General features: G+C 47.3%; 26 protein-coding genes. 14 read left to right on the top strand and 12 right to left on the bottom strand.

Annotated elements, in window-relative coordinates:
* Nucleotides 1-9 precede the first annotated feature (9 nt).
* Both yhzE1 and yhzE2 read left to right on the top strand, forming a co-directional pair.
* Complete coding sequence (gene yhzE1 / locus GNE05_RS05430; RefSeq protein WP_017417375.1) at nucleotides 10-96, top strand: sporulation protein YhzE1; 87 nt, start codon at nucleotides 10-12, stop codon at nucleotides 94-96.
* Nucleotides 97-220: 124 nt separating this feature from the next.
* Complete coding sequence (gene yhzE2 / locus GNE05_RS05435) at nucleotides 221-307, top strand: sporulation protein YhzE2 (RefSeq protein WP_003155248.1); 87 nt, start codon at nucleotides 221-223, stop codon at nucleotides 305-307.
* A 56-nt stretch (nucleotides 308-363) separates the two neighbouring features.
* On the opposite strand, the gene GNE05_RS05440 is transcribed toward yhzE2, so the two are convergent.
* Both GNE05_RS05440 and GNE05_RS05445 read right to left on the bottom strand, forming a co-directional pair.
* The gene (locus tag GNE05_RS05440) at nucleotides 364-582 is read right to left on the bottom strand and encodes a hypothetical protein (protein WP_003155245.1); all 219 of its coding nucleotides are present in this window, start codon (nucleotides 580-582) and stop codon (nucleotides 364-366) included.
* 60 nt (nucleotides 583-642) lie between these two features.
* The gene (locus GNE05_RS05445; protein WP_007409225.1) at nucleotides 643-1,173 is read right to left on the bottom strand and encodes a DUF3267 domain-containing protein; all 531 of its coding nucleotides are present in this window, start codon (nucleotides 1,171-1,173) and stop codon (nucleotides 643-645) included.
* 210 nt (nucleotides 1,174-1,383) lie between these two features.
* Here GNE05_RS05445 and GNE05_RS05450 point away from each other — a divergent pair, with 210 nt between their 5' ends.
* A complete protein-coding gene (locus GNE05_RS05450) occupies nucleotides 1,384-1,725 on the top strand; it encodes a YhaI family protein (protein WP_003155243.1) in 342 nt (113 codons plus the stop codon).
* On the opposite strand, the gene GNE05_RS05455 is transcribed toward GNE05_RS05450, so the two are convergent.
* Nucleotides 1,722-2,333 carry an HTH-type transcriptional regulator Hpr gene (locus tag GNE05_RS05455; RefSeq protein ID WP_014417329.1) on the bottom strand — a complete coding sequence of 204 codons (612 nt, stop codon included), beginning with the start codon at nucleotides 2,331-2,333 and terminating at the stop codon, nucleotides 1,722-1,724. The genes GNE05_RS05450 and GNE05_RS05455 overlap by 4 nt on opposite strands.
* 179 nt (nucleotides 2,334-2,512) lie before the next feature.
* Entirely contained in the window at nucleotides 2,513-2,869 is a 357-nt protein-coding gene (locus tag GNE05_RS05460; protein ID WP_014417330.1) for a YtxH domain-containing protein, read from the bottom strand.
* 117 nt (nucleotides 2,870-2,986) lie between these two features.
* Between GNE05_RS05460 and GNE05_RS05465 the strand changes: the two genes are divergently transcribed.
* Entirely contained in the window at nucleotides 2,987-3,178 is a 192-nt protein-coding gene (locus GNE05_RS05465; RefSeq protein WP_003155235.1) for a membrane protein YhzF, read from the top strand.
* Nucleotides 3,179-3,235: 57 nt separating this feature from the next.
* Here the strand turns inward: GNE05_RS05465 and GNE05_RS05470 are convergent, their stop codons facing one another.
* The 3 genes from GNE05_RS05470 to GNE05_RS05480 form a co-directional block, all read right to left on the bottom strand.
* Nucleotides 3,236-3,754 (bottom strand): tryptophan transporter, encoded by a 519-nt coding sequence (locus GNE05_RS05470; RefSeq protein ID WP_014417331.1) that lies wholly within the window; start codon nucleotides 3,752-3,754, stop codon nucleotides 3,236-3,238.
* A 120-nt stretch (nucleotides 3,755-3,874) separates the two neighbouring features.
* Nucleotides 3,875-4,954, bottom strand: a complete 1,080-nt coding sequence (serC, locus tag GNE05_RS05475) for a 3-phosphoserine/phosphohydroxythreonine transaminase (protein WP_160182537.1) — start codon at nucleotides 4,952-4,954, stop codon at nucleotides 3,875-3,877.
* Nucleotides 4,955-5,090: 136 nt separating this feature from the next.
* Nucleotides 5,091-5,528 (bottom strand): HIT family protein, encoded by a 438-nt coding sequence (locus GNE05_RS05480; RefSeq protein ID WP_021494930.1) that lies wholly within the window; start codon nucleotides 5,526-5,528, stop codon nucleotides 5,091-5,093.
* Between the two features lie 490 nt (nucleotides 5,529-6,018).
* Here GNE05_RS05480 and ecsA point away from each other — a divergent pair, with 490 nt between their 5' ends.
* The 3 genes from ecsA to GNE05_RS05495 are packed head-to-tail and all read left to right on the top strand — an operon-like array spanning nucleotide 6,019 to nucleotide 8,728.
* The gene (gene ecsA / locus GNE05_RS05485) at nucleotides 6,019-6,762 is read left to right on the top strand and encodes an ABC transporter ATP-binding protein EcsA (protein ID WP_003155231.1); all 744 of its coding nucleotides are present in this window, start codon (nucleotides 6,019-6,021) and stop codon (nucleotides 6,760-6,762) included.
* A complete protein-coding gene (locus tag GNE05_RS05490; RefSeq protein ID WP_095060913.1) occupies nucleotides 6,755-7,981 on the top strand; it encodes an ABC transporter permease in 1,227 nt (408 codons plus the stop codon). Before ecsA ends, GNE05_RS05490 begins: the two co-directional genes overlap by 8 nt.
* Before the next feature lie 42 nt (nucleotides 7,982-8,023).
* Nucleotides 8,024-8,728, top strand: a complete 705-nt coding sequence (locus GNE05_RS05495) for an EcsC family protein (RefSeq protein WP_045207066.1) — start codon at nucleotides 8,024-8,026, stop codon at nucleotides 8,726-8,728.
* Between the two features lie 20 nt (nucleotides 8,729-8,748).
* Here the strand turns inward: GNE05_RS05495 and GNE05_RS05500 are convergent, their stop codons facing one another.
* The 3 genes from GNE05_RS05500 to hmoB form a co-directional block, all read right to left on the bottom strand.
* A complete protein-coding gene (locus GNE05_RS05500) occupies nucleotides 8,749-9,936 on the bottom strand; it encodes a M20 family metallopeptidase (protein WP_094295661.1) in 1,188 nt (395 codons plus the stop codon).
* A 68-nt stretch (nucleotides 9,937-10,004) separates the two neighbouring features.
* Nucleotides 10,005-11,390: a membrane protein gene (locus GNE05_RS05505; RefSeq protein ID WP_017417381.1), complete on the bottom strand. Its 1,386-nt coding sequence runs from the start codon at nucleotides 11,388-11,390 to the stop codon at nucleotides 10,005-10,007.
* Between the two features lie 118 nt (nucleotides 11,391-11,508).
* A complete protein-coding gene (hmoB, locus tag GNE05_RS05510; protein WP_014417337.1) occupies nucleotides 11,509-12,009 on the bottom strand; it encodes a heme-degrading oxygenase HmoB in 501 nt (166 codons plus the stop codon).
* 122 nt (nucleotides 12,010-12,131) lie between these two features.
* Between hmoB and GNE05_RS05515 the strand changes: the two genes are divergently transcribed.
* From GNE05_RS05515 to GNE05_RS05540, 6 genes are all read left to right on the top strand, one after another.
* Nucleotides 12,132-14,273, top strand: coding sequence for a transglycosylase domain-containing protein (locus GNE05_RS05515; protein ID WP_065180667.1), 2,142 nt, complete (start codon nucleotides 12,132-12,134; stop codon nucleotides 14,271-14,273).
* A 123-nt stretch (nucleotides 14,274-14,396) separates the two neighbouring features.
* The gene (hemE, locus tag GNE05_RS05520; protein WP_014417339.1) at nucleotides 14,397-15,458 is read left to right on the top strand and encodes a uroporphyrinogen decarboxylase; all 1,062 of its coding nucleotides are present in this window, start codon (nucleotides 14,397-14,399) and stop codon (nucleotides 15,456-15,458) included.
* A 75-nt stretch (nucleotides 15,459-15,533) separates the two neighbouring features.
* On the top strand, nucleotides 15,534-16,469 hold the full coding sequence (gene hemH, locus GNE05_RS05525; protein WP_003155221.1) for a ferrochelatase: 936 nt from the start codon (nucleotides 15,534-15,536) through the stop codon (nucleotides 16,467-16,469).
* Between the two features lie 27 nt (nucleotides 16,470-16,496).
* Nucleotides 16,497-17,930, top strand: coding sequence for a protoporphyrinogen oxidase (hemY, locus tag GNE05_RS05530; protein ID WP_014417341.1), 1,434 nt, complete (start codon nucleotides 16,497-16,499; stop codon nucleotides 17,928-17,930).
* Between the two features lie 148 nt (nucleotides 17,931-18,078).
* The gene (locus tag GNE05_RS05535) at nucleotides 18,079-18,651 is read left to right on the top strand and encodes a TetR/AcrR family transcriptional regulator (RefSeq protein WP_003155219.1); all 573 of its coding nucleotides are present in this window, start codon (nucleotides 18,079-18,081) and stop codon (nucleotides 18,649-18,651) included.
* A 74-nt stretch (nucleotides 18,652-18,725) separates the two neighbouring features.
* Nucleotides 18,726-21,059 carry a YhgE/Pip domain-containing protein gene (locus GNE05_RS05540; protein WP_021494936.1) on the top strand — a complete coding sequence of 778 codons (2,334 nt, stop codon included), beginning with the start codon at nucleotides 18,726-18,728 and terminating at the stop codon, nucleotides 21,057-21,059.
* A gap of 62 nt (nucleotides 21,060-21,121) precedes the next feature.
* On the opposite strand, the gene fabHB is transcribed toward GNE05_RS05540, so the two are convergent.
* Complete coding sequence (gene fabHB, locus GNE05_RS05545; protein ID WP_014417343.1) at nucleotides 21,122-22,099, bottom strand: beta-ketoacyl-ACP synthase III FabHB; 978 nt, start codon at nucleotides 22,097-22,099, stop codon at nucleotides 21,122-21,124.
* Between the two features lie 136 nt (nucleotides 22,100-22,235).
* The gene (locus GNE05_RS05550; RefSeq protein ID WP_021494937.1) at nucleotides 22,236-22,439 is read right to left on the bottom strand and encodes a hypothetical protein; all 204 of its coding nucleotides are present in this window, start codon (nucleotides 22,437-22,439) and stop codon (nucleotides 22,236-22,238) included.
* 131 nt (nucleotides 22,440-22,570) lie between these two features.
* Here GNE05_RS05550 and GNE05_RS05555 point away from each other — a divergent pair, with 131 nt between their 5' ends.
* The gene (locus GNE05_RS05555; RefSeq protein ID WP_216631575.1) at nucleotides 22,571-23,602 is read left to right on the top strand and encodes a M42 family metallopeptidase; all 1,032 of its coding nucleotides are present in this window, start codon (nucleotides 22,571-22,573) and stop codon (nucleotides 23,600-23,602) included.
* Nucleotides 23,603-23,613: the final 11 nt, after the last annotated feature.

Raw genomic sequence — 23,613 nt, forward strand, 5'->3', positions numbered from 1 at the left:
TAATGAACCATGGGCGGAGGATATTCAAACGGTTTCGCGCTGCTCGTAGTACTGTTCATATTGCTTATCATCGTAGGTGCAGCTTACATTTGTTAAGCGAAACGGATCGCTTTTTCTAAAAGCGGTCCGTTTTCTTACCCGGGCGCCTAATCGTTTCAGAAGTACATTGCATATGATGTAATTGGAAAAATAAAACGTTTTGTAGGAGGTGCTTTTGGAGATGGGTGAAGTATTTGCAGGCGGTTTTGCATTATTGGTTGTTCTGTTCATCTTATTGATCATCATCGGCGCTTCTTGGCTTTATTAAGAAAAAAATATGGCTGTCGGGGGTCAGACCTCCGTCAGCCATATTTTTTTGCCTGTTTACACAGTAAAGGAGATCTCGACGAATGAAGAGATCAGTAAAATTAAAATAGATACATTAATAAAACGGAATACCTTATCCTGCCGGTCTTCAGGAATCTCTCTGACAAGGCATAATGTATTTGTGAGCCTGTTTATGAAATAAAGAATAAACAGGGCAGCCACGATAAAATAGAATAAAATGATGGGAGATTCCCCCTCTCTCTGAACTGCTCCCATATTACATTACCAAATATTTATTAAAAAAGATAGAATGTAACCTGAAAAATCAGCGGGACATCAAGACTCCGGCACTTTTTTTACTAAAATATCAAAACCGTCGGATTCCTGGTCAATCAGACATGATTTGGGCGCTTTGACCAGATGGAGCGCAAACAGAAGATCAGGCAGGCAATACCCCGCATGAATGCTCGAAATCATATAAAAGTAATGAGCGTGTCTCGGAAATGCCAGTCCGGCATAAAACAATAACGGCGTAATGAATAAAAACGGGCTGATCGTAGAAATCAGCATCGTCGTTTTCGGTATGCCTTTCCATGTCGGCATCCGCAAGAAGTACATTTTCATTTCCTTTTTTCTTTTTTTACAGATCATCGGCAGGACATGTATGACTTTATGTACAAATAAAGTAACAACGAGCAGAACACAAAAAGCAAACACGTGCCCGTCACTTAAACTGATATTCGGACGCAGCAGCCCGAATGCCAAGAAGTTGCATATAAAAAACAGGATCATAAAACCTACAGCAGTCAATAATAAACGAACCGCACCATAATCTTTGATCAGATTAATGGTTTTCCAGCAATTCATCAGAGTCATCCTTCCGTACAAAGATGGAATACAATCTCAAAATAATTTACTCTCTTCAGGAGAAAAAATCAATCCTTTTTTAAAGAAAAAAATAAACCTGGAAAGAGAAGAACAGAAGAGCTCGGTGAAACATGGAAATGTACGGTTTAACCTTTCTTCTCCATTCATTATCAGCTAAAATAAGATTAAAGATAGAAAGAAGTGAAACGGATGGATTCAATGGATCAGCGTATCGGGCGTTTAGAATATTACATACAATTGCTGGTGAAAACGGTGGATATGGATAAGTACCCTTTTTATGCGATGATGATTGAAAAAGGGCTGACCGAAGAAGAAGGAGAAGAGGTCGGGCGGATCTGCCGCGAATTGGAGGACGAGCTGGAGTCGCAAAAAGCGCAAGGCTTTGTGACGTTTGACAAGCTCCTTGCGCTTTTTGCGGGACAGCTGAACGAAAAATTAGATGTTCATGAAACGATTTTTGCTCTGTATGAGCAGGGGCTTTATACAGCGCTGATGGAAGAGTTTATTGAGATTATGAAGCACTTTGATTAACTGTTGATCGGTTCCAGCTCTTCAGCCGTTTCATGGACAGCCGATTCGTCCGTTTTTTTCTTCAGCCTTCCGTCTTCACTTTCAAAATCATTGTTTATGTTTGTCAATGATTTCTCGAATATCTCCATAAAATCTTCGCCGTAAATGTGGCGGATGACACAGGTTAATTCTTCAACCTCAGGAAACTTCCCGAATAAGTGGTAGATCGGCTGTGAGCCTTTAAACACCGCGTTCCTCGACGGATCAAACTCCTCAAGCAGGCTTTCGAATACATTTTCCCCTTCTTCAGTTAACTGAATGTACGTGTTCCGTTTATCATTCAGCCGCTTGGAAAATTTCAGATATCCCCGTTCTTCAAGCTTTTTTGAAAAGTTAAATGCAGTTGATACGTGCATAACGCCGAATTTGGCGATTTCTGAAATAGAAGCTCCTTTAAGCTGATAGGCAATCCATAATATATGATGCTCATTAATATTAAGGTCGTACGGCTTCAGCCAATTCTGCCAGTCTTTCTCGATAGATTTCCAGAGCGCTTTGGACAGCTGCGCCATTTTTTGGGTATAGATTAAAGCTTCTTTTAGATCGTAAGGCGGTTCAACACGATTCAATACAGATCACCTGCTTCACATTTTCTTTTCCTCTATTATGCCAATAAAATAAAGATTAATAAAGATGAAAATTTAAGAATTTTATAATAAATTCTTAATCCTTTGCTGGGAAAGGCTTTAAACCGCAAAAAAAAGTGCGGAACGCAATAGGTCCGCACTTTTTTTGGTTGTATAGGATATTAGTTTTGTAAGGTTTTCTCCAGCTGTCTGATTTTCTCTTCGATATCAGCGATTTCCTTTTGGAGATCCTGCTGGTGCGGCTTGATTTCCTCCTGCCACCTTTTAATGCTGGTCTGAAGCTCTCCGCCTACGTCTTTAATGACTTCTGCGCTTTCTTTCGCCGTTTGGACAAGCTGGTCCTTAAGCGCCATTCCGTCTTTTTTTAACCGTTTGATTGTGTCCTCAATTGAATTGCAATTCTCTTTGATTTTGCCCCGCAGCTCTTTTCCGGATGAAGGAGCCGAGAGTAACACCGCTGCGCCTCCGATCAATCCGCCTACGAAAAGGCCTGTTAAAAGGGAACGTCCGTCAGCCATTTGAAATCACCCCGTTTTTTTTCTCATAACTTTTATCATTTTTGTTCAGAAGAATAAACTTCTATACATAGCTTGCTTTATTTTAGCATATTTTTTAAGGGAAAAGGAGGGAGAAGGTTGTCTGTCTTTATGATTGTTTTATCTTGTATGGCTCTTGTCTTTGCGGCGGGCGCCGTTTATTACCTGAAACTGCTCGGCCAGGCCGCTTCATATCCGCCGAAGCGGGTCGTCCGCCAAAAGGCCATCGTCTGCTCAGCAGGAACCGCCCTCACATTGTTCCTTATCTTTTTCACAAAACTTCTCGTATAAAACATGCTGAAACACATTAAAAAACCTCTTCCGGCCGGAAGAGGTTTCGGTATGCGGTTATTTCACCGTTTCAATCATATTGGACCGTTTTAAGATCGTTTGCACAATCGGATGCATAATGATCATGGCGATCGCGTTCAGCGCAGCCGCCGGAAGGACGACCGCGAGCACCAAGGCGGTGAATCCGCCCGGCAGGCCGACAATCAGAAGGGCCAGCGCCAAAAAGAGCAAACCGGAGATGAAGGTGCCGGCTATCGTAATGACGGCGGCGGCCGCTGTTTTCACGCTCTTTTTCACCAAAAGCGCCAGCGCGAGAAACAGAAACGCCGTTACCGGTTTTTCAATGATATTCGGAAGCTGTCCGCCCGGAAAAGATGTCGTGAGTGCGGAAATGATTCCCGTTACAATCCCGATCATCAGTACGTTCTGCACACGGGGGAATAACAGAATACCCATAAACATCATCACAAGCATCATATCGGGTTTCATTCCGAATAATACCGGCGGCATAATGGAATGAAGCACCGCTCCGATTGCCGCAAACAGGGCCATAATGACTAATTCTTTTGTTTTCATACTAAGCTCTCCTCTGCTAAGCTTTTTCGCCATCCAATAATATGCTCGTCATTTATTGCGATGGCCGGAAAAATTGATATGCAAACAGTATATCAAAGGAACCGTTATGTTAGAAGAAATTTATTCGTTTTCCTGCTGGAACTTTCTCATAAACTGAGCCAGTTTTTCACAATCAGCCAGGCTGACGGCGTTGTAGATAGACGCCCTGCAGCCTCCGACTGAGCGGTGGCCTCCGAGTCCGATCATTTTAGCCGCTTTCGCTTCTTCAACGAATTTTTTCGTGAGACTGCTGTCGCGGAGGGTGAACGTGACGTTCATGTGAGAACGGCTGTCTTTTGCGGCATGCCCCGCGTAAAACCCGCCGCTTGCGTCGATTGTGCCGTACAGGACATCGGCCTTTTCCTGATTGCGCCGTTCAGCCGCTTCGACACCGCCGTTTTCAGCCAGCCATTCAAGGACGAGGCTCAGCATATAAATCGCAAATGTAGGCGGCGTATTATACAGTGAATCGGCTTTTGTGTGAGTGGAGTATTTCAACATTTTAGGGACGTTGGCGTTTTCGTTTTCAAGCCATGATTTTTTCATGATGACGACCGTGACGCCGGACGGCCCGAGGTTTTTCTGGGCTCCGCCATAGATGACATCAAACGTTTTGACATCAATTTTTCTGCTCAGGATGTCGCTTGACATGTCGGCTACGAGCGGGATCGGTGAATTCGGGAACTCTTTCCACTGCGTTCCGAAAATCGTGTTGTTTGACGTAATATGCAGATAGGCGCCGTCTTTGATTCCTGAGAGGTCCGCTTCCGGTATGCGGTTGTGGTTTGAATCTGCGCTTGTTGCCGTGACGGATGTGTTTCCGAACAGTTTCGCCTCGGCGAGTGCTTTTTCAGACCATGCGCCCGTTACGATGAAGTGCGCCGTTTTTTCCGGCGTTAAAAAGTTCATCGGAAGCATGGAGAATTGAAGGCTTGCGCCGCCTTGAAGAAATAAAATATCATAATCGTCGGGAATATCCATCAGTTCTTTCAGAAGGCTTTTGGCTTTTTGGTGCACCGCATCATATTCCGTGCTCCGGTGGGACAGCTCCATGACGGACATGCCGGTATCATTGAAGTTGACAAATTCTTTTTGTGCTTTTTGCAGCACATCCAGTGGAAGGGCTGCGGGTCCTGCATTGAAATTCGTTGTACGTTCCATGTTTACGATCTCTCCCTGTTTTCCGCTTTAGTGTAAGAAATAATACAATTATCCTATCACAATTTTTTGATTTTTTTGATATGAAAAAATATAATTTTATGTATTTTGTGTTTCCGGACGCAAAAAAACCTCATCTTTAAGATGAGGCAAGCCGTTTTCTGACGGTTGAAGCGATCTCCTGAAGATCGTCAGGCGTATAGTCTTCGGCGTGGGGCTTCCAGACAGCCCCGAAACCGTCGCCTTTTCCGTAACGCGGAATGATATGCATGTGAAAATGGAACACCGATTGGCCCGCTTTTTCACCGTTGTTATTGAGAATATTCAGCCCGATCGGCTCGAATTCATCGCGGATGGCGCGTGCGATTTTCGGCACCGCTTCAAAATATTCTTTAGAAAGCTCAGGCGTAAACTCGTACACGTTTTCGATATGTGTTTTCGGAATCACGAGCGTGTGGCCCTTTGTGACCTGGCTGATATCAAGAAACGCCGCGACGTGTTCATTTTCGTATACTTTTGAAGACGGAATGTCACCGGCAATGATTTTGCAGAAAATACAATCGTCCGCTTTGTGCATAGATGGGTTTCCTCCCTGAAAAGAAATATATGTATATTCTCATCGTACCACAAAAACGGCCAAAACAAAAAACAGGATGAACGGCTGCGCGTTCACCCTGATGCAGAAGTACGAAGCTTTATCACAGAAAATTGAATATGCCTTTTGTAAGCACCTCATTTGTTTTTAAAATGAAGACTTATGAGTCTGCTTAATCATTCCTGGGACAAACACCTCATTTGATTATTTCATCATGAATGAAGAACATCATCAAAGCAGTGTGTGAAGAAATTGTAAGCACAGGACATGTTGATTTTCATCCAACTGTTCTAAGACGTCTTTTATAAACACCTCATTTTCAGTTGATTAAAGCTGTTTCCTTCTACATACATTATGATGTCCGCCAAAACGATAACTATGCACGATTTTCACGTGAGAAAAAAGGGAATCGTTTCAAATCAGACTTTATTTTTGGTACTATGAAGAAAAACGAATCAGAAGGGGAGAAATTATGTCTCTGCTATCGGTAAAAGACTTAACCGGCGGTTATACGAGAAACCCGGTCTTAAAAAATGTTTCATTCACCCTTGAGCCGAACCAGATTGTCGGACTCATCGGATTAAACGGCGCGGGCAAAAGCACGACGATCCGGCATATTATCGGATTAATGGACCCGCATAAAGGCTCGATCGAGCTGAACGGCAAGACGTTTTCGGAGGATAAGGAAAGCTACCGCTCGCAATTTACGTACATCCCAGAAACGCCGGTGCTGTATGAAGAACTGACGCTCAAAGAGCATTTGGAGCTGACGGCCATGGCGTACGGCCTTTCCAAAGAAACTCTTGAAAAAAGGCTTCCTCCGCTTCTGAAAGAATTCAGAATGGAAAAAAGGCTGAAATGGTTTCCCGCTCACTTTTCCAAAGGGATGAAGCAGAAGGTCATGATCATGTGCGCGTTTCTCGCGGAGCCTTCGCTTTATATCATTGACGAGCCGTTTCTCGGCCTTGACCCGCTTGCGATCAATGCATTGCTGGAGCGGATGGACGCCGCGAAAAAAGCCGGATCAAGCGTGCTGATGTCAACGCATATCCTGGCTACGGCAGAGCGCTACTGTGACGCTTTCATTATTTTACATAACGGCGAAGTGCGGGCAAGCGGCACACTGGAAGAACTGAGAGAGCAGTTCGGCATGAAAGACGCAGCTCTTGATGACTTGTATATCGAACTGACGAAGGAAGACGCCGGCCATGAATAATATGTCTACGATTTGGCAGTCCCGGCTTGAAGAGCATATAAAGGAAACCAGAATGTATATGAAATATATGCTCAATGATCATCTCGTCATTGTGCTGATCTTTTTTATTGCCGGAGCGGCAAGCTGGTACAGCAAGTGGGTCAAAGACATTCCCGTTCATTTTCCGTCATTTTGGGTGATGGCGGTGCTCTTTTCATTTGTGCTGACCGGTTCATACGTCCGGACGCTGTTAAAGGAAGCGGACCTCGTGTTTCTGCTGCCGCTTGAACCGAAAATGGGGACATACTTTAAGCATTCATTTAAGTACAGCTATCTGTCACAGCTGTTTCCGCTTATTGCCCTGTCGCTTGTATGCATGCCTCTGTTTTTCGCTGTAAGTCCGGGGGCGTCGCTTGCGTCGTATGCCGCCGTATTTATTCAGATGCTGGCGGTAAAAGCGTGGAATCAGGCCATGGAGTGGCGGATGACGTTTATGAATGACAGAAGCATGAAAATGATGGATGCGGTTATACGCTTTATCTGCAATATGCTGCTTTTATACTTCGTCTTACAGTCGTTTTATGTGTACGCTGCCGCCGTCTATGTTGTGATGGCCGGCCTTTATGTGTATTTCATATCGGCCGCAAAACATAAATCATTAAAATGGGAAGCCCATATTGAATATGAATTAAGAAGGAAGCAGCGGTTTTACAGAATCGCCAATCTGTTTACCGATGTGCCTCACCTGAAGAAACAGGCAAAACGCCGGGCGTATCTCGACTTTTTGCTCAGAATGATTCCGTTTGAACAGCGGAAAACGTTCTCCTATATGTATGCGCGGGCCTTTCTGCGTTCAAATGATTATCTCGGCATTCAGGTCAGGCTCACGATTATTTTTATCCTGATTATTATGCTCGTTTCCGCCAATCCGTGGATAACGGCGGCGTTAACCGTATTTACCGTCTTTATAACGGGGATACAGCTTCTGCCGCTGTTCGGGCATTTTCATCATCTTTCTCTGCAGGAGCTTTACCCGGTCAATCAGAAAGCGAAGCTGCAAAGTTTCTTTTCGCTGATGAAATCGGCATTAACCGTGCAGGCGCTGCTGTTCTGTGCAGCGTCAGCTTATGCCGCGGGAGTCAGCGGGGCGCTGTATGCGGCTGTTGCTTCAGCCGTTCTGATTTTTGTAATCATGCCTTCGTATATGGGCGGAAGATTGAAAAAGTACGGCAAGCTGTAATCAATCGGGTTTTTGAAACCTCAATGAAAGAAGGAGACACAGATGACCGACGATCAGCAGCTGATACAGGAAGCACTGCAATGGAAAGCGCGTTTTTTGCGCAAAGATTCTATGCTTGAACGTTTTTCTAAAGGAATGCAGGCGAAAATCAATGAGCGGATTCCCGATAAAATTCATGCCGTCATCACAGAAAGCATTAAAAAAATGACCGAAGCAACAATGGCTGGTTCAAATCTGGTGAAAAGCAAGCGGGATACACACGGTATGACGCTTGCTGAAAAAGATGCCCTTGCCAGACAAACCATCGTATCGTACCAAAAGGTCGCGGCAGCTGAAGGTATCGGTACGGGGGCCGGCGGAATTTTTTTAGGGATGGCTGATTTTCCTTTGCTGCTATCCATTAAAATGAAATGTCTGTTCGATCTTGCCTCCATTTACGGCTATGATGTGAAAGACAGGGATGAGCGATTGTTTTTGCTGTTTATTTTTCAGCTGGCTTTCTCAAGCGGTGAACAGCGGAAACGCATATACTCAATGATTGAACAATGGGATTCGAAAAAGCATGATGTCGATTGGAGAGTTTTTCAGCAGGAATACCGCGATTATCTGGACGTGGTGAAATTGTTTCAGCTTTTGCCGGTCGTCGGAGCCGCCGTGGGCGGAGCGGCCAATTATAAACTGCTGTCACAGCTCGGTGAGACGGCAAGGCACGTTTTTCATTTAAGAATCACAGCAGCCGGTACGTAATGTACCGGCTGTTTTTTATGTCAGCGGGGGTAGCTCACCGCGGCACCGATAAGCACCTTGGCGGCCGTCAGCATCGCTTTTTCATTAAAATCAAATTTCGGATGATGATGAGGATAAATGGTTTCCGCGTTTTCTAAAGCGGCGCCCGTAAAGAAAAATGCGCCTTTTGTATGCTGCAGATAATAGGAAAAATCCTCTCCGGCCATCTGCGGCTCTCCTTCAACGACCTTCGTGACGCCGTCTGTTTCCGCTGCGGCTGCCGCAGCGTGCGCCGCTTCCTCAGGATGATTAACGACGGCGGGATAACCGCGCTTGAAACGATATTCATAGGAAGCGGAGTGCATGGAACAGATTCCTTTTACGACGGCTTCTATTTCTGCTTCGAGCAGGCTGCGCACACTTTCGTCAAACGAGCGGACGGTGCCTGATATGACTGCCTGATCGGCAATCGCATTAAACGGATTTTCAGCGATGAATGAGCCGGCTGAGATGACGGCCGGCTGCACCGGATTTACCCGCCGGCTGACGATATGCTGAAGAGCCGTGACGATTTGTGAGCCGATTAAAACGGCGTCCTTCGTATCGTGAGGAATCGCGCCGTGGCCGCCTTTGCCGATGACTTTAATCGTAAAGCCGTCAGCGGCGGCCATCACTGCGCCCGGGCGGCATAAGACCGTCCCGACGGGTTCAGTCGCCCAAAGGTGTGTGCCGAAAATGGCATCGACATGCTCGAGGCAGCCATCCTCAATCATTGATTTTGCTCCGCCGGGAGATAATTCTTCGGCGTGCTGGTGGATCATCACAAATGACCCTTTCAGTTTTTCCCGGTTGCGGTACAGCACTTTTCCGACCGCAAGCAGAGCCGCCGTATGGCCGTCGTGCCCGCAGGCGTGCATGACGCCGGGAATTTGTGAAGCATAGGGCACATCTTTTTCATCCTGTATCGGCAAAGCGTCAAAATCAGCTCTGAGTGCCACGGCCGGTCCCGGTTCACCGCCTTCAATATAGGCTGTGACACCGTTGCCCCCGACATTCGTCCGGATGGGGACGCCGAGCTTTTCATAAAATGAGGCGATGAACGCCGGTGTTTTTTTCTCCTTAAACGATGGCTCGGGATTCATGTGAAGGTGACGCCTGATTTCAACCATTTCCTCATACAGCCCGTCAAGCTGAGCGTTTAAGCTTTTTTGAAGTGTCGTTAACGTCAAAAGCGATGCCCCCTCGTCTGCTTTTCCCATGATTGTATAGAAAATGTCAGAAGATTTCAATCCTTTTGCTACGGGAGAATGATGATGGCGGCGATCGTTGTGACGACTAGCCCGGCCGCAACCGGGATAAAGTTTTTCCTGGCAAGCTCAAACGGATCAACTTTACAAATAGCCGCAGCGGGGATCAGTGCCCAAGGGACCAATGTTCCGCCCCCGACCCAGATCGCTGAAATCTGGCCCAGCGCCGTTAAAACGGCCGGGTCCGTATGAAGCGCGGCGGAAAACAGCTTTGCCATCGAGCCTGCAAGAGATATACCGGAAAACCCTGACCCGTCGAGCCCGGTAATCGCACCGACTGCTGCCAGGGCGATGCCGGCGAATTCTCCGGACATCGGAAAAGAATGGGACAGGGCCAATCCGAGGTCATTGACGATCCCCGCAGATCCTTTCGGCAGCGGGGTGTTCAAAATACTTTTAAACCCCGCGTCACCGAGATAAAAGAAGGCCGCGATCGGAATGACGGGGCCGAATACTTTAAAGCCGAATTGAAAACCGCCGATAAAATACTCGGTGATCTTTTCTAAATGCCGCTCTTTATATACAATGAAATGAACGATCAGGAGAATGCCGATCGCGGTTCCTCCGACGAGTGCCGTCGCCTCGTTTCCTTGCAGACGGTATACAATCATGCAGATAATATCGGCGAGAAAAACAAGCGGAATGAAAACCGCCAGGATCACCCTGAGTTTTTTCGGCAGATACATACTTGTGTCCAAAGAACCGGAGCTGTCCAAGGAGAGGGGGGCCTTCGTTTTTTTTCGATCCCGCATGATGAGGAAGAAAGCGGTGATTGTCGTCGTTAACCCCATGATCAAAACGAGCGGAATACTTGCCTGCATGACATCGCCCACGGGAATGCCCGCGGCATCGGCCGTTAATTTCGGGGCCGCCTGAATGACGTAATCCCCCGATAAAGCGAATCCGTGGCCGAACAGGTTCATCGCCATAGCCGCGGCGATCGGAGAAAGGCCCGCCCGGATCGCTGCGGGAAGCAGCACAGCGCCGATCAGCGCCACCCCGGGTGACGGCCAGAAAAAAAGAGAGATGGCAAACATCAGACAGCCGATAACCCAATACGCGACAGCCGGCCCTTTCATCAGCTTTGCAAACGGAGAAATCATCGCTTCATTAATACCGGTTTCGGTCAAGAGGCCGCTCATCGCCACGATAAAACAAATGATAAAAATCGTCGGCAGCAATTCTCCGGCGGCATACGTGAAGCTGTGAAACAGGCTGCTGACCGAAGCGGAGAATGAATGCGTCGTCCATAGCGCAATCACAAAAATGCCGGCGAGTGAAATAAAGGTTGTATCTTTTCTGAGAAGCATAAAAACGATAATGGCCGCGATAAAAGCAACATAAAGCAGATGTACCGAGTAGACGCCGATCCCCAATTGAACCACTCCGTTTATAAATAGGATTGCTACAGGTTATTCATAGGCGGGCGGAAGGTGCAAAGAACGAAGCGTAAAATCGGGACATTAAAAAAGCCGGAGAATCTCCGGCGGTTTTTTAGTCTATTGCGTAATAAGCGGTTACATAAGACGGCCGGGAGAAAATAGACGTCGTGTCGATGCCGGCAGATGTTCCGCGTTTTTTATGAGCTTCCTGATAAGAGTTTGACTGCTGCCAATCCTGAAAGGCTTTTTCCTCTTTCCACAGGGTCAAAATGACATACGTATCGCCTTCGAGCGGTCTTAATACGCGGATGGCTTGAAAACCGGGTTCATTTTCCACTTTGCCGGCGCGGTTTTTAAACCGGTTTTCAAACAGCGGACGGCCTTCCTGGGTAACGGCGATGTTGTTGAGGACGGCGTAGCCCGGATTTTTGATTTCCCCGACGCTGTCGATGCTTTCATAGGAATGGGGCGCCTGAAAAACGGTTTCTCCATTTGTTTCATGAATTAAAACCGCATTATCCTCACCTTGCATCAGCACCATATTCTCACTCGGGTGTTTCTTTGCAATCGTCTTTAAAAAATCGGCTGTCCCGTATGTAATATAAACCTTCATATCAGCCACCTCCTGCTTGCTAGTATATCAAAAGAGTGGTATAAGTTTCTATTGGCGACTCATTCTGACATAATTCGAAACAATATTTCCCATACTACAAGTTAAGAAAGGCGAGGTGACTTATGCTGAAAAAGAAAAAAAGATTCTTTATTCCGGCTGTAATTGCGGCGGCAACCGCTTTTCTCGCGTTAATCGGATACATTATCATTATATTTCTCGGCCATTATGTCATCGATGAAAAGAAATTAATACTGCACGCATCTTCAAAAATCGTCGATCAAAACGGTGATGAAATCGCGAGCCTCTATACGGAAAATCGCGAGCCGGTATCCATTCAGCAGGTTCCGGAAGATGTGAGAGATGCCTTTATCGCCGTTGAAGATAAACGGTTTTACGAACATCACGGCATTGATGTGAAGTCTGTCGGCCGGGCGGTGTTCCGGGATGTTTTAGCAGGCGGCAAGGTGGAAGGCGGAAGCACGATCACCCAGCAGCTGGCGAAAAACATTTTTCTGACTCATGATAAAACATTTTTGCGCAAGACGAAGGAAGTCATTATCGCCATCAATCTTGAGCGTGATTACAGCAAGGACAAGCTGCTTGAAATGTACCTGAACCAGCTTTATTTCGGCCATGGCGTTTACGGCATTCAAGCCGCGTCCCACTACTACTTTAATAAAGAAGTAAAAGATTTAACCGTTGCGGAAGGAGCCGTTCTGGCAGCGATTCCGAAGGCGCCATCTCTTTATTCGCCGATTCAGCATCCGGATAAAAATAAAGAACGCCGCGATACGATTCTTGCAATGATGAACGACCAAGGCTATATCAGCGCCAAGGAAGCCGTCAGAGCCCAGGGCCGGACATTGGGGCTTCATGTCAAGAAAACATCAGAAACGCCTTGGTTTGACAGTTATATCGATCTTGTCATCAAGGAGGCGGAATCCCGTTATTCGATGTCGGGTGAACAGCTGCTTCAAGGCGGCTATACGATCCGGACGTCACTTGATTCCAAGCTGCAGAAAACGGCATACACCCTCATGAAGGAAAGCGGCTATTTTCCGGGGACGGATCAAGCGGCAGAGGGAAGCGCCGTCTTTATTGATAATAAAACCGGAGGCGTGCGCGCGGCGGTCGGCGGACGCGACTACGTGACAAAAGGATACAACAGGGTTACGGCGAAGCGGCAGCCGGGCTCAACGTTTAAGCCGATTGCCGTATACGGTCCCGCCATGCAGGAAGACAAGTTCAAACCGTATTCGCTTCTCCAAGACAAACTCACGTCCTACGACGGGTATGAACCGAAAAATTATGACGGACAGTACAAGGGGGAAGTGACGATGCAGGATGCGATCACTTACAGCATAAATGCGCCCGCTGTCTGGACATTGAAGCAGATCGGCGTAGATACGGGAAAATCGTATCTTGAGAAAAACGGTATGAACATTTCTGACAACGGACTCGCGATTGCGCTGGGCGGTCTGTCTGAAGGCGTCACCCCGCTTCAGCTTGCCGGAGCTTATCATACCTTTGCGGCAAGCGGAATGTATACGAAGCCATTTTTTATAGAGAAAATCACGGACGAAGACGGAGAAACGTTGTCCGGGCCTAAAAACGGCAAAACGCGCGTCTTCAGCGGACAGACGGCATGGAATATGACGAGAATGCTTCAGCAGGTCGTAAAAGAAGGAACCGCTTCACAAGGCAGCTATCAAGGTGACCTGGCGGGGAAAACCGGCACGACCACATTTACCGGCGTCCCCGGCGCGACAAAGGACGCCTGGTTTGCGGGATACACTCCCGGACTGACGGGAGCCGTCTGGATGGGCTATGACAAAACGGATAAAACCCATTACCTGAAAGGCGGAAGCCAATACCCGGTCAGACTCTTTAAAGATATCGTTACAAAAGCGGGGGAAAACGGCCGGACATTCAAAAAGCCTGAAAATGTGAAGGAACTGGGCAGCCCGATTGAGCTGGAGGCGGTAAAGTCCCTGTCGGCCCGTTATACATTTAAGGCGATGGGACTGATTACGGTTCAATTAAAATGGGATATTCAAAAGGATGATCGGGTTGTTTACCGAATATATGAGAAGAAAGACGGAAAAGACAAGCTTCTGGATTCGGTGAAAGGAAAAGGCAGCTTTGACATACCGTACGCCAATCTGTTTTCAGGGGCTTCATACAAAGTCGTTCCATATAATTCACAGACGGATCAAGAAGGAGAGGGAACGGAATACGTTCAGCCGAAGCTTTTTTCTTCTTAATCATGAATTCGGCGATTTTTTGAACATTAAGCCTCAATTCTATACGCTTTTGAAAAAACAAGGTATAGTGTAATGGGCGAAGAACACGAACGTATGGTTGCAGGAGGAAAGGTGGAAATTCAGATGAGTAAACGAGAAGCGTTTAATGATACGTTTTTAAAAGCGGCACGGGGAGAAAAGACAAATCACGTCCCTGTCTGGTACATGAGACAGGCGGGGAGGTCGCAGCCGGAATACCGCAAGCTGAAGGAAAAGTACGGCTTAGTCGAAATTACGCATCAGCCCGAGCTGTGCGCGTATGTGACGAGGCTCCCGGTCGAGCAGTACGGAGTGGACGCTGCCATTTTATATAAAGACATTATGACGCCGCTTCCTTATATCGGAGTGGATGTTGAAATAAAAAACGGAATCGGCCCGGTGATCGATCAGCCGGTGCGCTCTGCTGCGGATATTGAAAAGCTCGGCGAACTGAATCCCGAACAGGATGTTCCTTACGTGCTGGAAACGATCCGATTACTCGTAAACGAACAGCTGAATGTTCCGCTCATCGGTTTTTCGGGAGCGCCTTTTACGCTGGCCAGTTATATGATTGAAGGCGGGCCTTCTAAAAATTACAACAAAACAAAAGCGTTTATGCACAGTATGCCGCAAGCGTGGCAAATGCTGATGGACAAGCTCGCGGACATGATTATCGTTTATGCAAAAGCGCAGATTAACGCCGGCGCAAAAGCCATTCAGATTTTTGATTCATGGGTCGGCGCGCTGAACCGCGAAGATTACCGGCAGTTTATAAAACCGGTGATGGACAGAATTTTCCGGGAGCTTTCTGCAGAGCAAGTTCCGCTGATCATGTTCGGCGTAGGCGCAAGCCATCTGGCCGGGGATTGGCATGACCTTCCTCTTGATGTCGTCGGTCTTGATTGGAGACTCGGCATAGATGACGCCAGAAAACAAGGCATTACAAAAACGGTTCAGGGCAATCTTGATCCGTCGCTTCTTCTTGCGCCTTGGGAAGTCATCGAGAAAAAAGCGAAAGCGATACTTGATCAAGGCATGAAAGCGGACGGGTTTATTTTCAATTTAGGGCACGGCGTATTCCCTGATGTCAATCCGGAAACGCTGAAAAAGCTGACGGCGTTTGTACATGAATATTCCGCTGCCAAAAAAACGGAACAATCTTCCTGAGCAGATCGTTGGTTATAAGTAGATTTTCCTGTCAAAATCAAGGTAGACAGACCATCAAAAGAGGTGTTTAACAAAATGAGCAGCAAAAAGAAAATGGGACTTCTTGTCATGGCTTACGGAACGCCTTACAAAGAAGAGGACATAGAACGTTATTATACGCATATCAGACGCGGAAGAAAGCCGGAGCCTCATATGCTTCAAGATTTAAAAGACAGATATGAAGCGATCGGAGGCATTTCTCCGCTGGCGAAAATCACGCAGGAGCAGGCGGAGAAGCTCGCACAGCGTTTAAATGAAATCCAGGATGATGTAACATTCAAAGTGTACATCGGATTAAAACATATTGAACCGTTTATTGAAGACGCGGTGGCGGACATGCATAAAGACGGCATTACAGAAGCTGTCAGCCTTGTGCTCGCCCCTCATTTTTCAACATTCAGCGTCCAGTCATACAACAAACGCGCGAAAGAAGAAGCGGAGAAGCTCGGCGGCTTGACCATCAAGTCCGTTGAAAGCTGGTATGATGAACCGAAATTCGTTGATTATTGGGTCGGCCAGGTGAAGAAAACGTATGAATCAATGCCGAAAGAAGAACGGGATGACGCGATGCTGATCGTCTCAGCGCACAGCCTTCCTGAAAAAATTAAAGAATACGGCGATCCGTATCCTGACCAGCTGGAGGAATCCGCAAAACTGATTGCCGAAGGTGCCGGAATTACCGATTACGCAGTCGGCTGGCAAAGCGAAGGGAACACCCCTGATCCGTGGCTCGGGCCGGATGTGCAGGATCTCACGCGCGAGCTGTATCAAAAGCATCCTTATAAAGCATTTGTATACGTGCCCGCAGGCTTCGTTGCCGATCATTTAGAGGTGCTTTACGATAATGATTATGAATGCAAAGCTGTGACCGAAGAAGTCGGCGCAAGCTACTATCGTCCGGCCATGCCGAACGCACAGCCTGAATTTATCGACGCGCTTGCAGCGGTCGTGCTGAAAGAGCTGGACAAGTAGAATTAAACGGTAAAGAAGGCGATAAAAATGAGTGGCGATAAAAAACATCTGGTCATCATCGGCGGCGGCATAACGGGATTAGCCGCCGCCTTCTACATGGAAAAAGAAATCAAAGAAAAACAGCTGCCGCTTGAGGTCACCTTGATCGAAGCAGGCCCGAGAGCCGGCGGCAAAATTCAGACGGCGCATAAAGACGGCTACATCATTGAGCGGGGCCCGGATTCTTTTTTGGAAAGGAAAAAAAGCGCGCCGCAGCTCGTCAAGGATTTGGGGCTTGAGCATCTGCTCGTCAACAATGCGACCGGCCAGTCTTACGTGCTCGTCAACGAGACGCTTCATCCGATGCCGAAGGGCGCGGTGATGGGCATTCCGACCAAAATCGCTCCGTTCATCTCCACCGGTTTATTTTCTGTTCCCGGAAAAGCGCGGGCGGCGCTTGACTTTGTCCTGCCTGCGAGCAAACCGAAGGAAGATCAGTCTCTGGGTGAATTTTTCCGCAGACGCGTCGGTGACGAAGTTGTTGAGAATTTAATAGAACCGCTATTATCAGGGATTTATGCCGGAGATATTGATAAGCTGAGCCTCATGTCTACGTTTCCGCAATTCTATCAGACTGAGCAAAAGCACAGAAGCCTGATTCTCGGTATGAAAAAATCACGTCCGCAGCCTTCGGGACAGCAGCTGACGGCCAAAAAGCAGGGCCAGTTTTTAACGCTGACGACAGGGCTTCAAACGTTGGTGGAGGAGCTGGAAAAGCAGCTTACGCTGACAAAGGTGATGAAAGGAACGAAAGTCACCCATATCGGCCGCGAGGAGAAAGGATATTCCGTGACGCTTGATAACGGCAAAGTGCTCTATGCGGAAGGATGCATAGTAACAGCCCCGCATAAAGCCGCGGCGAAAATGCTTTCTGATCTGCCGGCGGTTTCATGTCTCAAAGACATGCATTCTACGTCCGTTGCCAACGTCGCCTTAGGTTTTCCTGAGGGAGCCGTCAAGATGGAGCATGAAGGTACGGGATTCGTAATCTCAAGAAACAGCGACTTCTCCATCACGGCCTGCACATGGACGAATAAAAAATGGCCGCACGCGGCGCCGGAGGGCAAAACGCTTCTCAGGGCGTACGTCGGAAAGGCCGGAGATGAATCCATCGTAGATCTTTCAGATAACGAGATCATTAAAATCGTAATGGAAGATTTGAAAAAAGTAATGAAAATGAATGGCGAACCGGAAATGACCTGTGTGACCCGCTGGAACGAAAGCATGCCGCAATACCATGTTGGCCATAAGGAGCGCATCAAAGAGTTCAGAGATGCGCTGAAAGCTTCCTATCCGGGCGTATACGCGACGGGCGCGTCATTCGAAGGGGTGGGCATCCCCGACTGTATCGACCAGGGAAAAGCCGCCGTATATGATTCACTGGCTTATTTATTTGAAACGTACCAGCCTCCGTTATCGTAAAACGGAGGTTTTTTTGCATGTTCCCGTTCTGTAAAGGGAACACCAGTAAAGAGAAAAAACATTTGAATCTTCTTTGCGACTGTGATAAGTTATCTTATGTACAAAATGACTAAAACGTTCAAACGGTCAATTTAACGAGGTGGGAAACATGTCCGTCGATCGGAAAAAGCTCATTCTGGAAGCGGCAACGAAGTCTTTTACACAATTCGGCTACAAAGCAACGACAATGGATCTGGTGGCAAAGCTTGCAAATGTGGGGAAGGGAACCATCTACACGTTTTTCAAAAACAAAGAAGAACTGTTTGATGATATTTTCACCACTATTTTAAGAGAAATGAAGGAACACGCAGACGAAGCGATGAAACCGGAGCTTTCATTTCACGAAAATGTCCACCGGGCGCTTGTCGCGATTTTGGAATTCAGAAAAACACACCAGCTGACTATTAAAATTTTTCAGGAGAACGCCGAGATTGGTACAATAGCCGTTCAGGATGTCATTGCGAAAATGGAGCGGGCCATTCTGTCATACATTAAAGAAAAGATAGAAACAGCCATTGAAAACGGAAGCATTAAACCGTGTGATCCGGAACTGACCGCTTTTGTGATGCTCAAGCTCTACATCGCGCTGATATTTGACTGGGAAAAAAACCATCCGCCTCTTGAAAAAGAGACGATCGCCGAATTGCTGGAAATGTATGTTGGTCAAGGATTATCTAAATAATAGATGATCCTTCACTTTTTAGGTGCCGTGACCGTTTTGTCAAATGAGTCAGTTTGCGGAAGGAGGCAACAGGGTTGAATACAATAAAAAGCCAGTGGAAAGACATTGTAACGAACAAGAAACTGTTAATCCCCATCATTGCCATATTATTCGTTCCGCTGATCTACAGCGGAGTGTTTTTGAAGGCGTACTGGGACCCGTACGGCACGGTGGATCAGCTGCCGGTTGTCGTTGTCAACCAGGATAAAGGGGCGGACTACGAAGGGAAACATCTTCAGATCGGTGACGATCTTGTGAAAGAGTTAAAGAAAAATGATAATTTTGATTGGCATTTTTCAAGCGATCTTGATCAATCGTTAAAGGACTTATTAAATGCTAAATATTATTTATTGGTCGAGATTCCTGAAGATTTTTCGAAAAACGCCAGCACGGTAATGGATAAAAATCCGAAGAAGCTGGATCTGAAATATCATACGAATGCCGGATCAAACTATGTCGGCGCGACAATCGGGGAAAAGGCGATCGACAAACTGAAAGCCTCCGTGTCGAAAGAAGTGACAGAGCAATACGCAAAAGTCATTTTTGATAACTTTAAAGATATTGCCAAAGGGCTCGGCAAAGCCAGCAGCGGAGCCAAGAAAATAGACGACGGCACGAAAAACGCGAAAGACGGCAGCGCCAAGCTGAAGGAAAATTTAGCGAAGCTTACTGAAAGCACCGCCACCATCAGCGATAAAACGCAGCAGCTTGCAGACGGAGCGGCGAAAGTGACAAGCGGAATTCAAACGCTTGACAGCTCTATCGCAAAACTTCAGAGCGCAAGCGCCGAAATTCAAGATAAATCAGGACAGATTGCTTCAGGAGGAGGCCAAGTGGCCAGCGGGCTGAAAACGAGCCTTGACGCACAAAAGCAGCTCCAGCAAAAGCTTCCGGATTTAACGAATGGATTAAGCGCGTTAAACAGCAAGGCGCAGGAAGTGTCGCAAAAAGCGGCGGCATTTGAAGATGCGATCAATTCAGTCAACCTGTCAGACATTGAAAACGCGGTTGGGCAGCTCGAGCAGACTGAAAAGGACCTGCAGCAGTTTAAGAAGAAGCTTTCTGATCTGAAAAACAACCTGGATGCCCGGGATGACGCGGTCAAAAAGGTGATTAAGGACAGTGATTTCTTAACGGATGAGCAAAAAGCGAAACTTGTTCAGCTACTGAATGAGAAGCTTCCGAAGGCCGACCTTCCGGATTTAGACAATATCGTCAGCCAGCTTCCGTCCGGCGGAGATATTCAGCTTCCGGATATGTCAGTCATAAAAAGCGCGCTCAAAGATGTAAAAGCGAAGGCTGATCAGCTGAAAGCACTGCCTCAGTCCACATCGAAACTGTATAACGGCGCAGCGGCGGTACAAGACGCGATTAACCAGCTGACAGCGGGAACTGATAAATTGTACAGCGGAGCGCAGACCGTCTTTGAAAGCCAAAATAAACTGACGGCCGGCATCGGCGAATACAACAGCAAGTTCGGACAGCTCAAATCAGGATCAGAAGCGTTAGTGTCAGGGAGCGGCCAAGTATCAGGCGGCTTAACGAAACTCCTGGATGCGCAAAACAAAATCCATGACGGCTCGTCCAAAATTGAGCAGGGTCAAGCGTCTCTCGGCACCGGTTTAAGCAAGCTTTTAGACGGCACCGGACAATTGTCCAGCCAGCTGAAAGATGCGGCCGATCAAACCGGGGACATTAAGACAGATGACAAAACGTACAGCATGTTTGCCGATCCGGTAAAAACGGACGATAACGCGATTCATTCCGTGCCTAACTACGGTACCGGACTGACGCCTTATATTCTCTCTATGGGCTTGTATGTCGGCGGCTTGATGCTGACGGTCGTGTTCCCTCTGAGTGAAGCTTCAGGGCGTCCGAGAAACGGTTTTGAATGGTTCCTCAGCAAATTCAGCGTTATTCTGCTCGTCGGACTGATTCAATCCGTTATTGTCGCCACGGTTCTGTTGAAAGGAATCGGGCTTGATGTGGAGAGCACTTGGAGGTTCTATCTCTTTACGATGATTACCAGCATCGCGTTCCTGTCCATGATTCAATTATTGGCGACAACGATGGGGAATCCGGGACGCTTTATCGCTGTCATCATTTTGGTGCTCCAGCTCGGGGCAAGCGGAGGAACCTTCCCGCTTGAACTCCTGCCGGGATTCTATCAAGTGATTCACGGGGCACTGCCGATGACTTACAGCATCAACGGGTTCCGCGCCGTCATTTCAAATGGCGATTACGGCTATATGTGGCAGCAGGCATCCATTCTGTTGGGCATCGCCGTTGTCATGATCGCGCTGACCATCGTGTATTTTACGGTGCAAAGCAAAAAAGAACACAAAACGGAAGAAGAAATAACAGCATAAGAAAAAGAGGCTCTGAGCAGATGGTCAGGGCCTCTTTTTTTTAGATTTCGATCGTCGTACTATTAAAATCCCCATCTCACCAACAGTCCGGTATACGTCAATCCTCCGCCGAACCCGAATAATACCAGCGTCTGGCCTTCCGACAGTTTTTTCGCTTTCACAGCTTCGTCCAAAGCGAGAATAATAGAAACCGATGAAGTGTTGCCGTAATATTCAACGCTTGTCAATGTCCGTTCAAGCGGGAAGGGCAGTTTTTCACAGATGGATTCGATCATCCGCATGTTGGCGCTGTGAGGAACGAACCAATCCAGATCGTCTTTTGAAAAGCCGGCTTTTTCTAAAAGGGCATTGCATTCCTCAGGCACGGTTCTGGCCGCCCATTTATATACTTCGCGCCCGTTTTGCACCATGTTTCCTCCGCCTTTAAGCGGCTCGCCGTTTAATTCTGCGCTCAGTCCCGTGCGATACAGCACGTCCGCGCTGCCTCCCGCTGTTCCTTGCACGGCTGCCAAAAAGCCCGGCGCTGATTCATCGCGTTCCACCAATAGGGCGCCAGCAGCGTCTCCAAAAAGAACACAGGTCGTCCGGTCAGTATAATCCGTTACCTTTGATAATGTTTCACCGGCAATGACAATCACTTTTTGATGGGAACCGGCGGTAATTAATGCGTCTGCGAGCTGAAGGCCGTAAGTGAGTCCGGCGCATGTGGCGTTAATATCAAGCGCCCCCGTTTGCGGCCAGCCGAAGTAAGCCTGCACGCGTGCCGCGGTGCTTGGAAACGCATAGTCCGCCGTCGTTGTGGCGACAAGGATCATATCGACATCATCAAGAGTTCCGCTGTATCGTTCTGCAAGGTTTTTCACCGCTTCCACACACAAATCCGATGTGAATTCATGTTCGCCGGCAATGCGTCTTTCCTTCATACCGGTGCGCTGGACGATCCATTCATCAGATGTATCGACGATGCGCTCCAAATCCGCGTTTGTTAATCGGCGTGCCGGAGCATATGTACCGATTGCTGTAATTTTAGATTTTGACATGAAAAAATCACTCCTTTATATCAGATTATAACACCTGATATTATTACTTGGTACTAATTTTAATAAAAAAACCCAAGCAGCATCCGCTGTTTGGGGAGCATGAGAATCTATTTGTAAAACGGGCTTGTGTGAACGATTACCAATGACGGCAGCGGCAGCATGAATGATGATGCTTCTTTTTATCTTTCTTCTTTTTACAAGGGTCTTCTTTTTTCTTTTTACAGTGATCTTTTTCTTTTTTACAGCCCCAGAAGGCTGCACCAGACCAATTATCCTCAAACCAATCCTCAAACCAATCATTATGAAATCTTTTCCGCTTGTGCGGTTTACGGCTGATCATACATTTCCCTCCTATGCTCATGCTCCCTTCATTCTATGAAAAAAGAGAAGGAAAAGATTGGACGGGTTATGGATCAAAAGAGTATATTTTAAGAAGAATAAAATTGATAGGAGGAATGACCTGTGGAAAATATGAAACATACGATGGAACTGATTAAAGAATTGGTGTCGATTCCGAGTCCGACGGGCAATACATACGAGGTTATCGCCTATACAGAAAGTCTTTTAAAAGAATGGGGCGTCTCCTCTTACAGAAACCGCAAAGGCGGTCTTTTTGTCACAATTCCCGGCCGTGATGACAAGAAACACAGATTGCTGACGGCGCATGTCGATACGCTCGGCGCGATGGTAAAGGAAATAAAGGCGGACGGCCGGCTGAAGATTGACTTGATCGGCGGCTTCCGATATAACTCGATTGAAGGAGAATATTGCAAGATCCAAACTTCTTCCGGCAAAACCTATACAGGCACCATCTTAATGCATCAGACTTCTGTGCACGTCTACAAGGACGCCGGCAAGGCAGAGCGGAATCAGGAGAATATGGAAGTCCGCCTTGATGAGCCTGTCCGGACGAAGGAAGAGACGTCCGATCTCGGCATCAGGGTCGGCGATTTCATCTCATTTGACCCGCGCGTGCAGATTACGCCGAGCGGCTTTATTAAGTCCCGGCATCTTGATGACAAAGCGAGCGTGGCTCTGCTCCTGAATTTAATCCGCCGTATCACGGAAGAGAAAATCGAACTTCCGTATACGACGCATTTTCTGATTTCTAATAATGAAGAAATCGGCTACGGCGGCAATTCCAACATTCCTCCTGAGACCGTCGAATACTTGGCTGTTGATATGGGAGCGATCGGCGACGGCCAGTCAACGGATGAATATACCGTCTCCATTTGCGTGAAAGATGCGAGCGGCCCGTACCATTATCAGCTCAGAAAACATCTGGCCGGCCTTGCGGAGCGCTATGGCATTGATTATCAGCTTGATATTTATCCGTATTACGGTTCTGATGCCTCAGCAGCCATCCGTTCGGGCCATGACATCGTCCACGGGCTGATCGGCCCGGGAATTGACGCTTCACACGCTTTTGAACGCACGCATGAATTATCGCTTCTTAATACGGCAAAGCTTTTGCATCGGTACGTTCTATCGCCGATGGCATAAAAAAACCTGCG

Origin of the sequence: Bacillus sp. AM1(2019), from assembly GCF_009906915.1 — a bacterium.
GTDB classification, from domain to species: Bacteria; Bacillota; Bacilli; order Bacillales; family Bacillaceae; genus Bacillus; species Bacillus velezensis.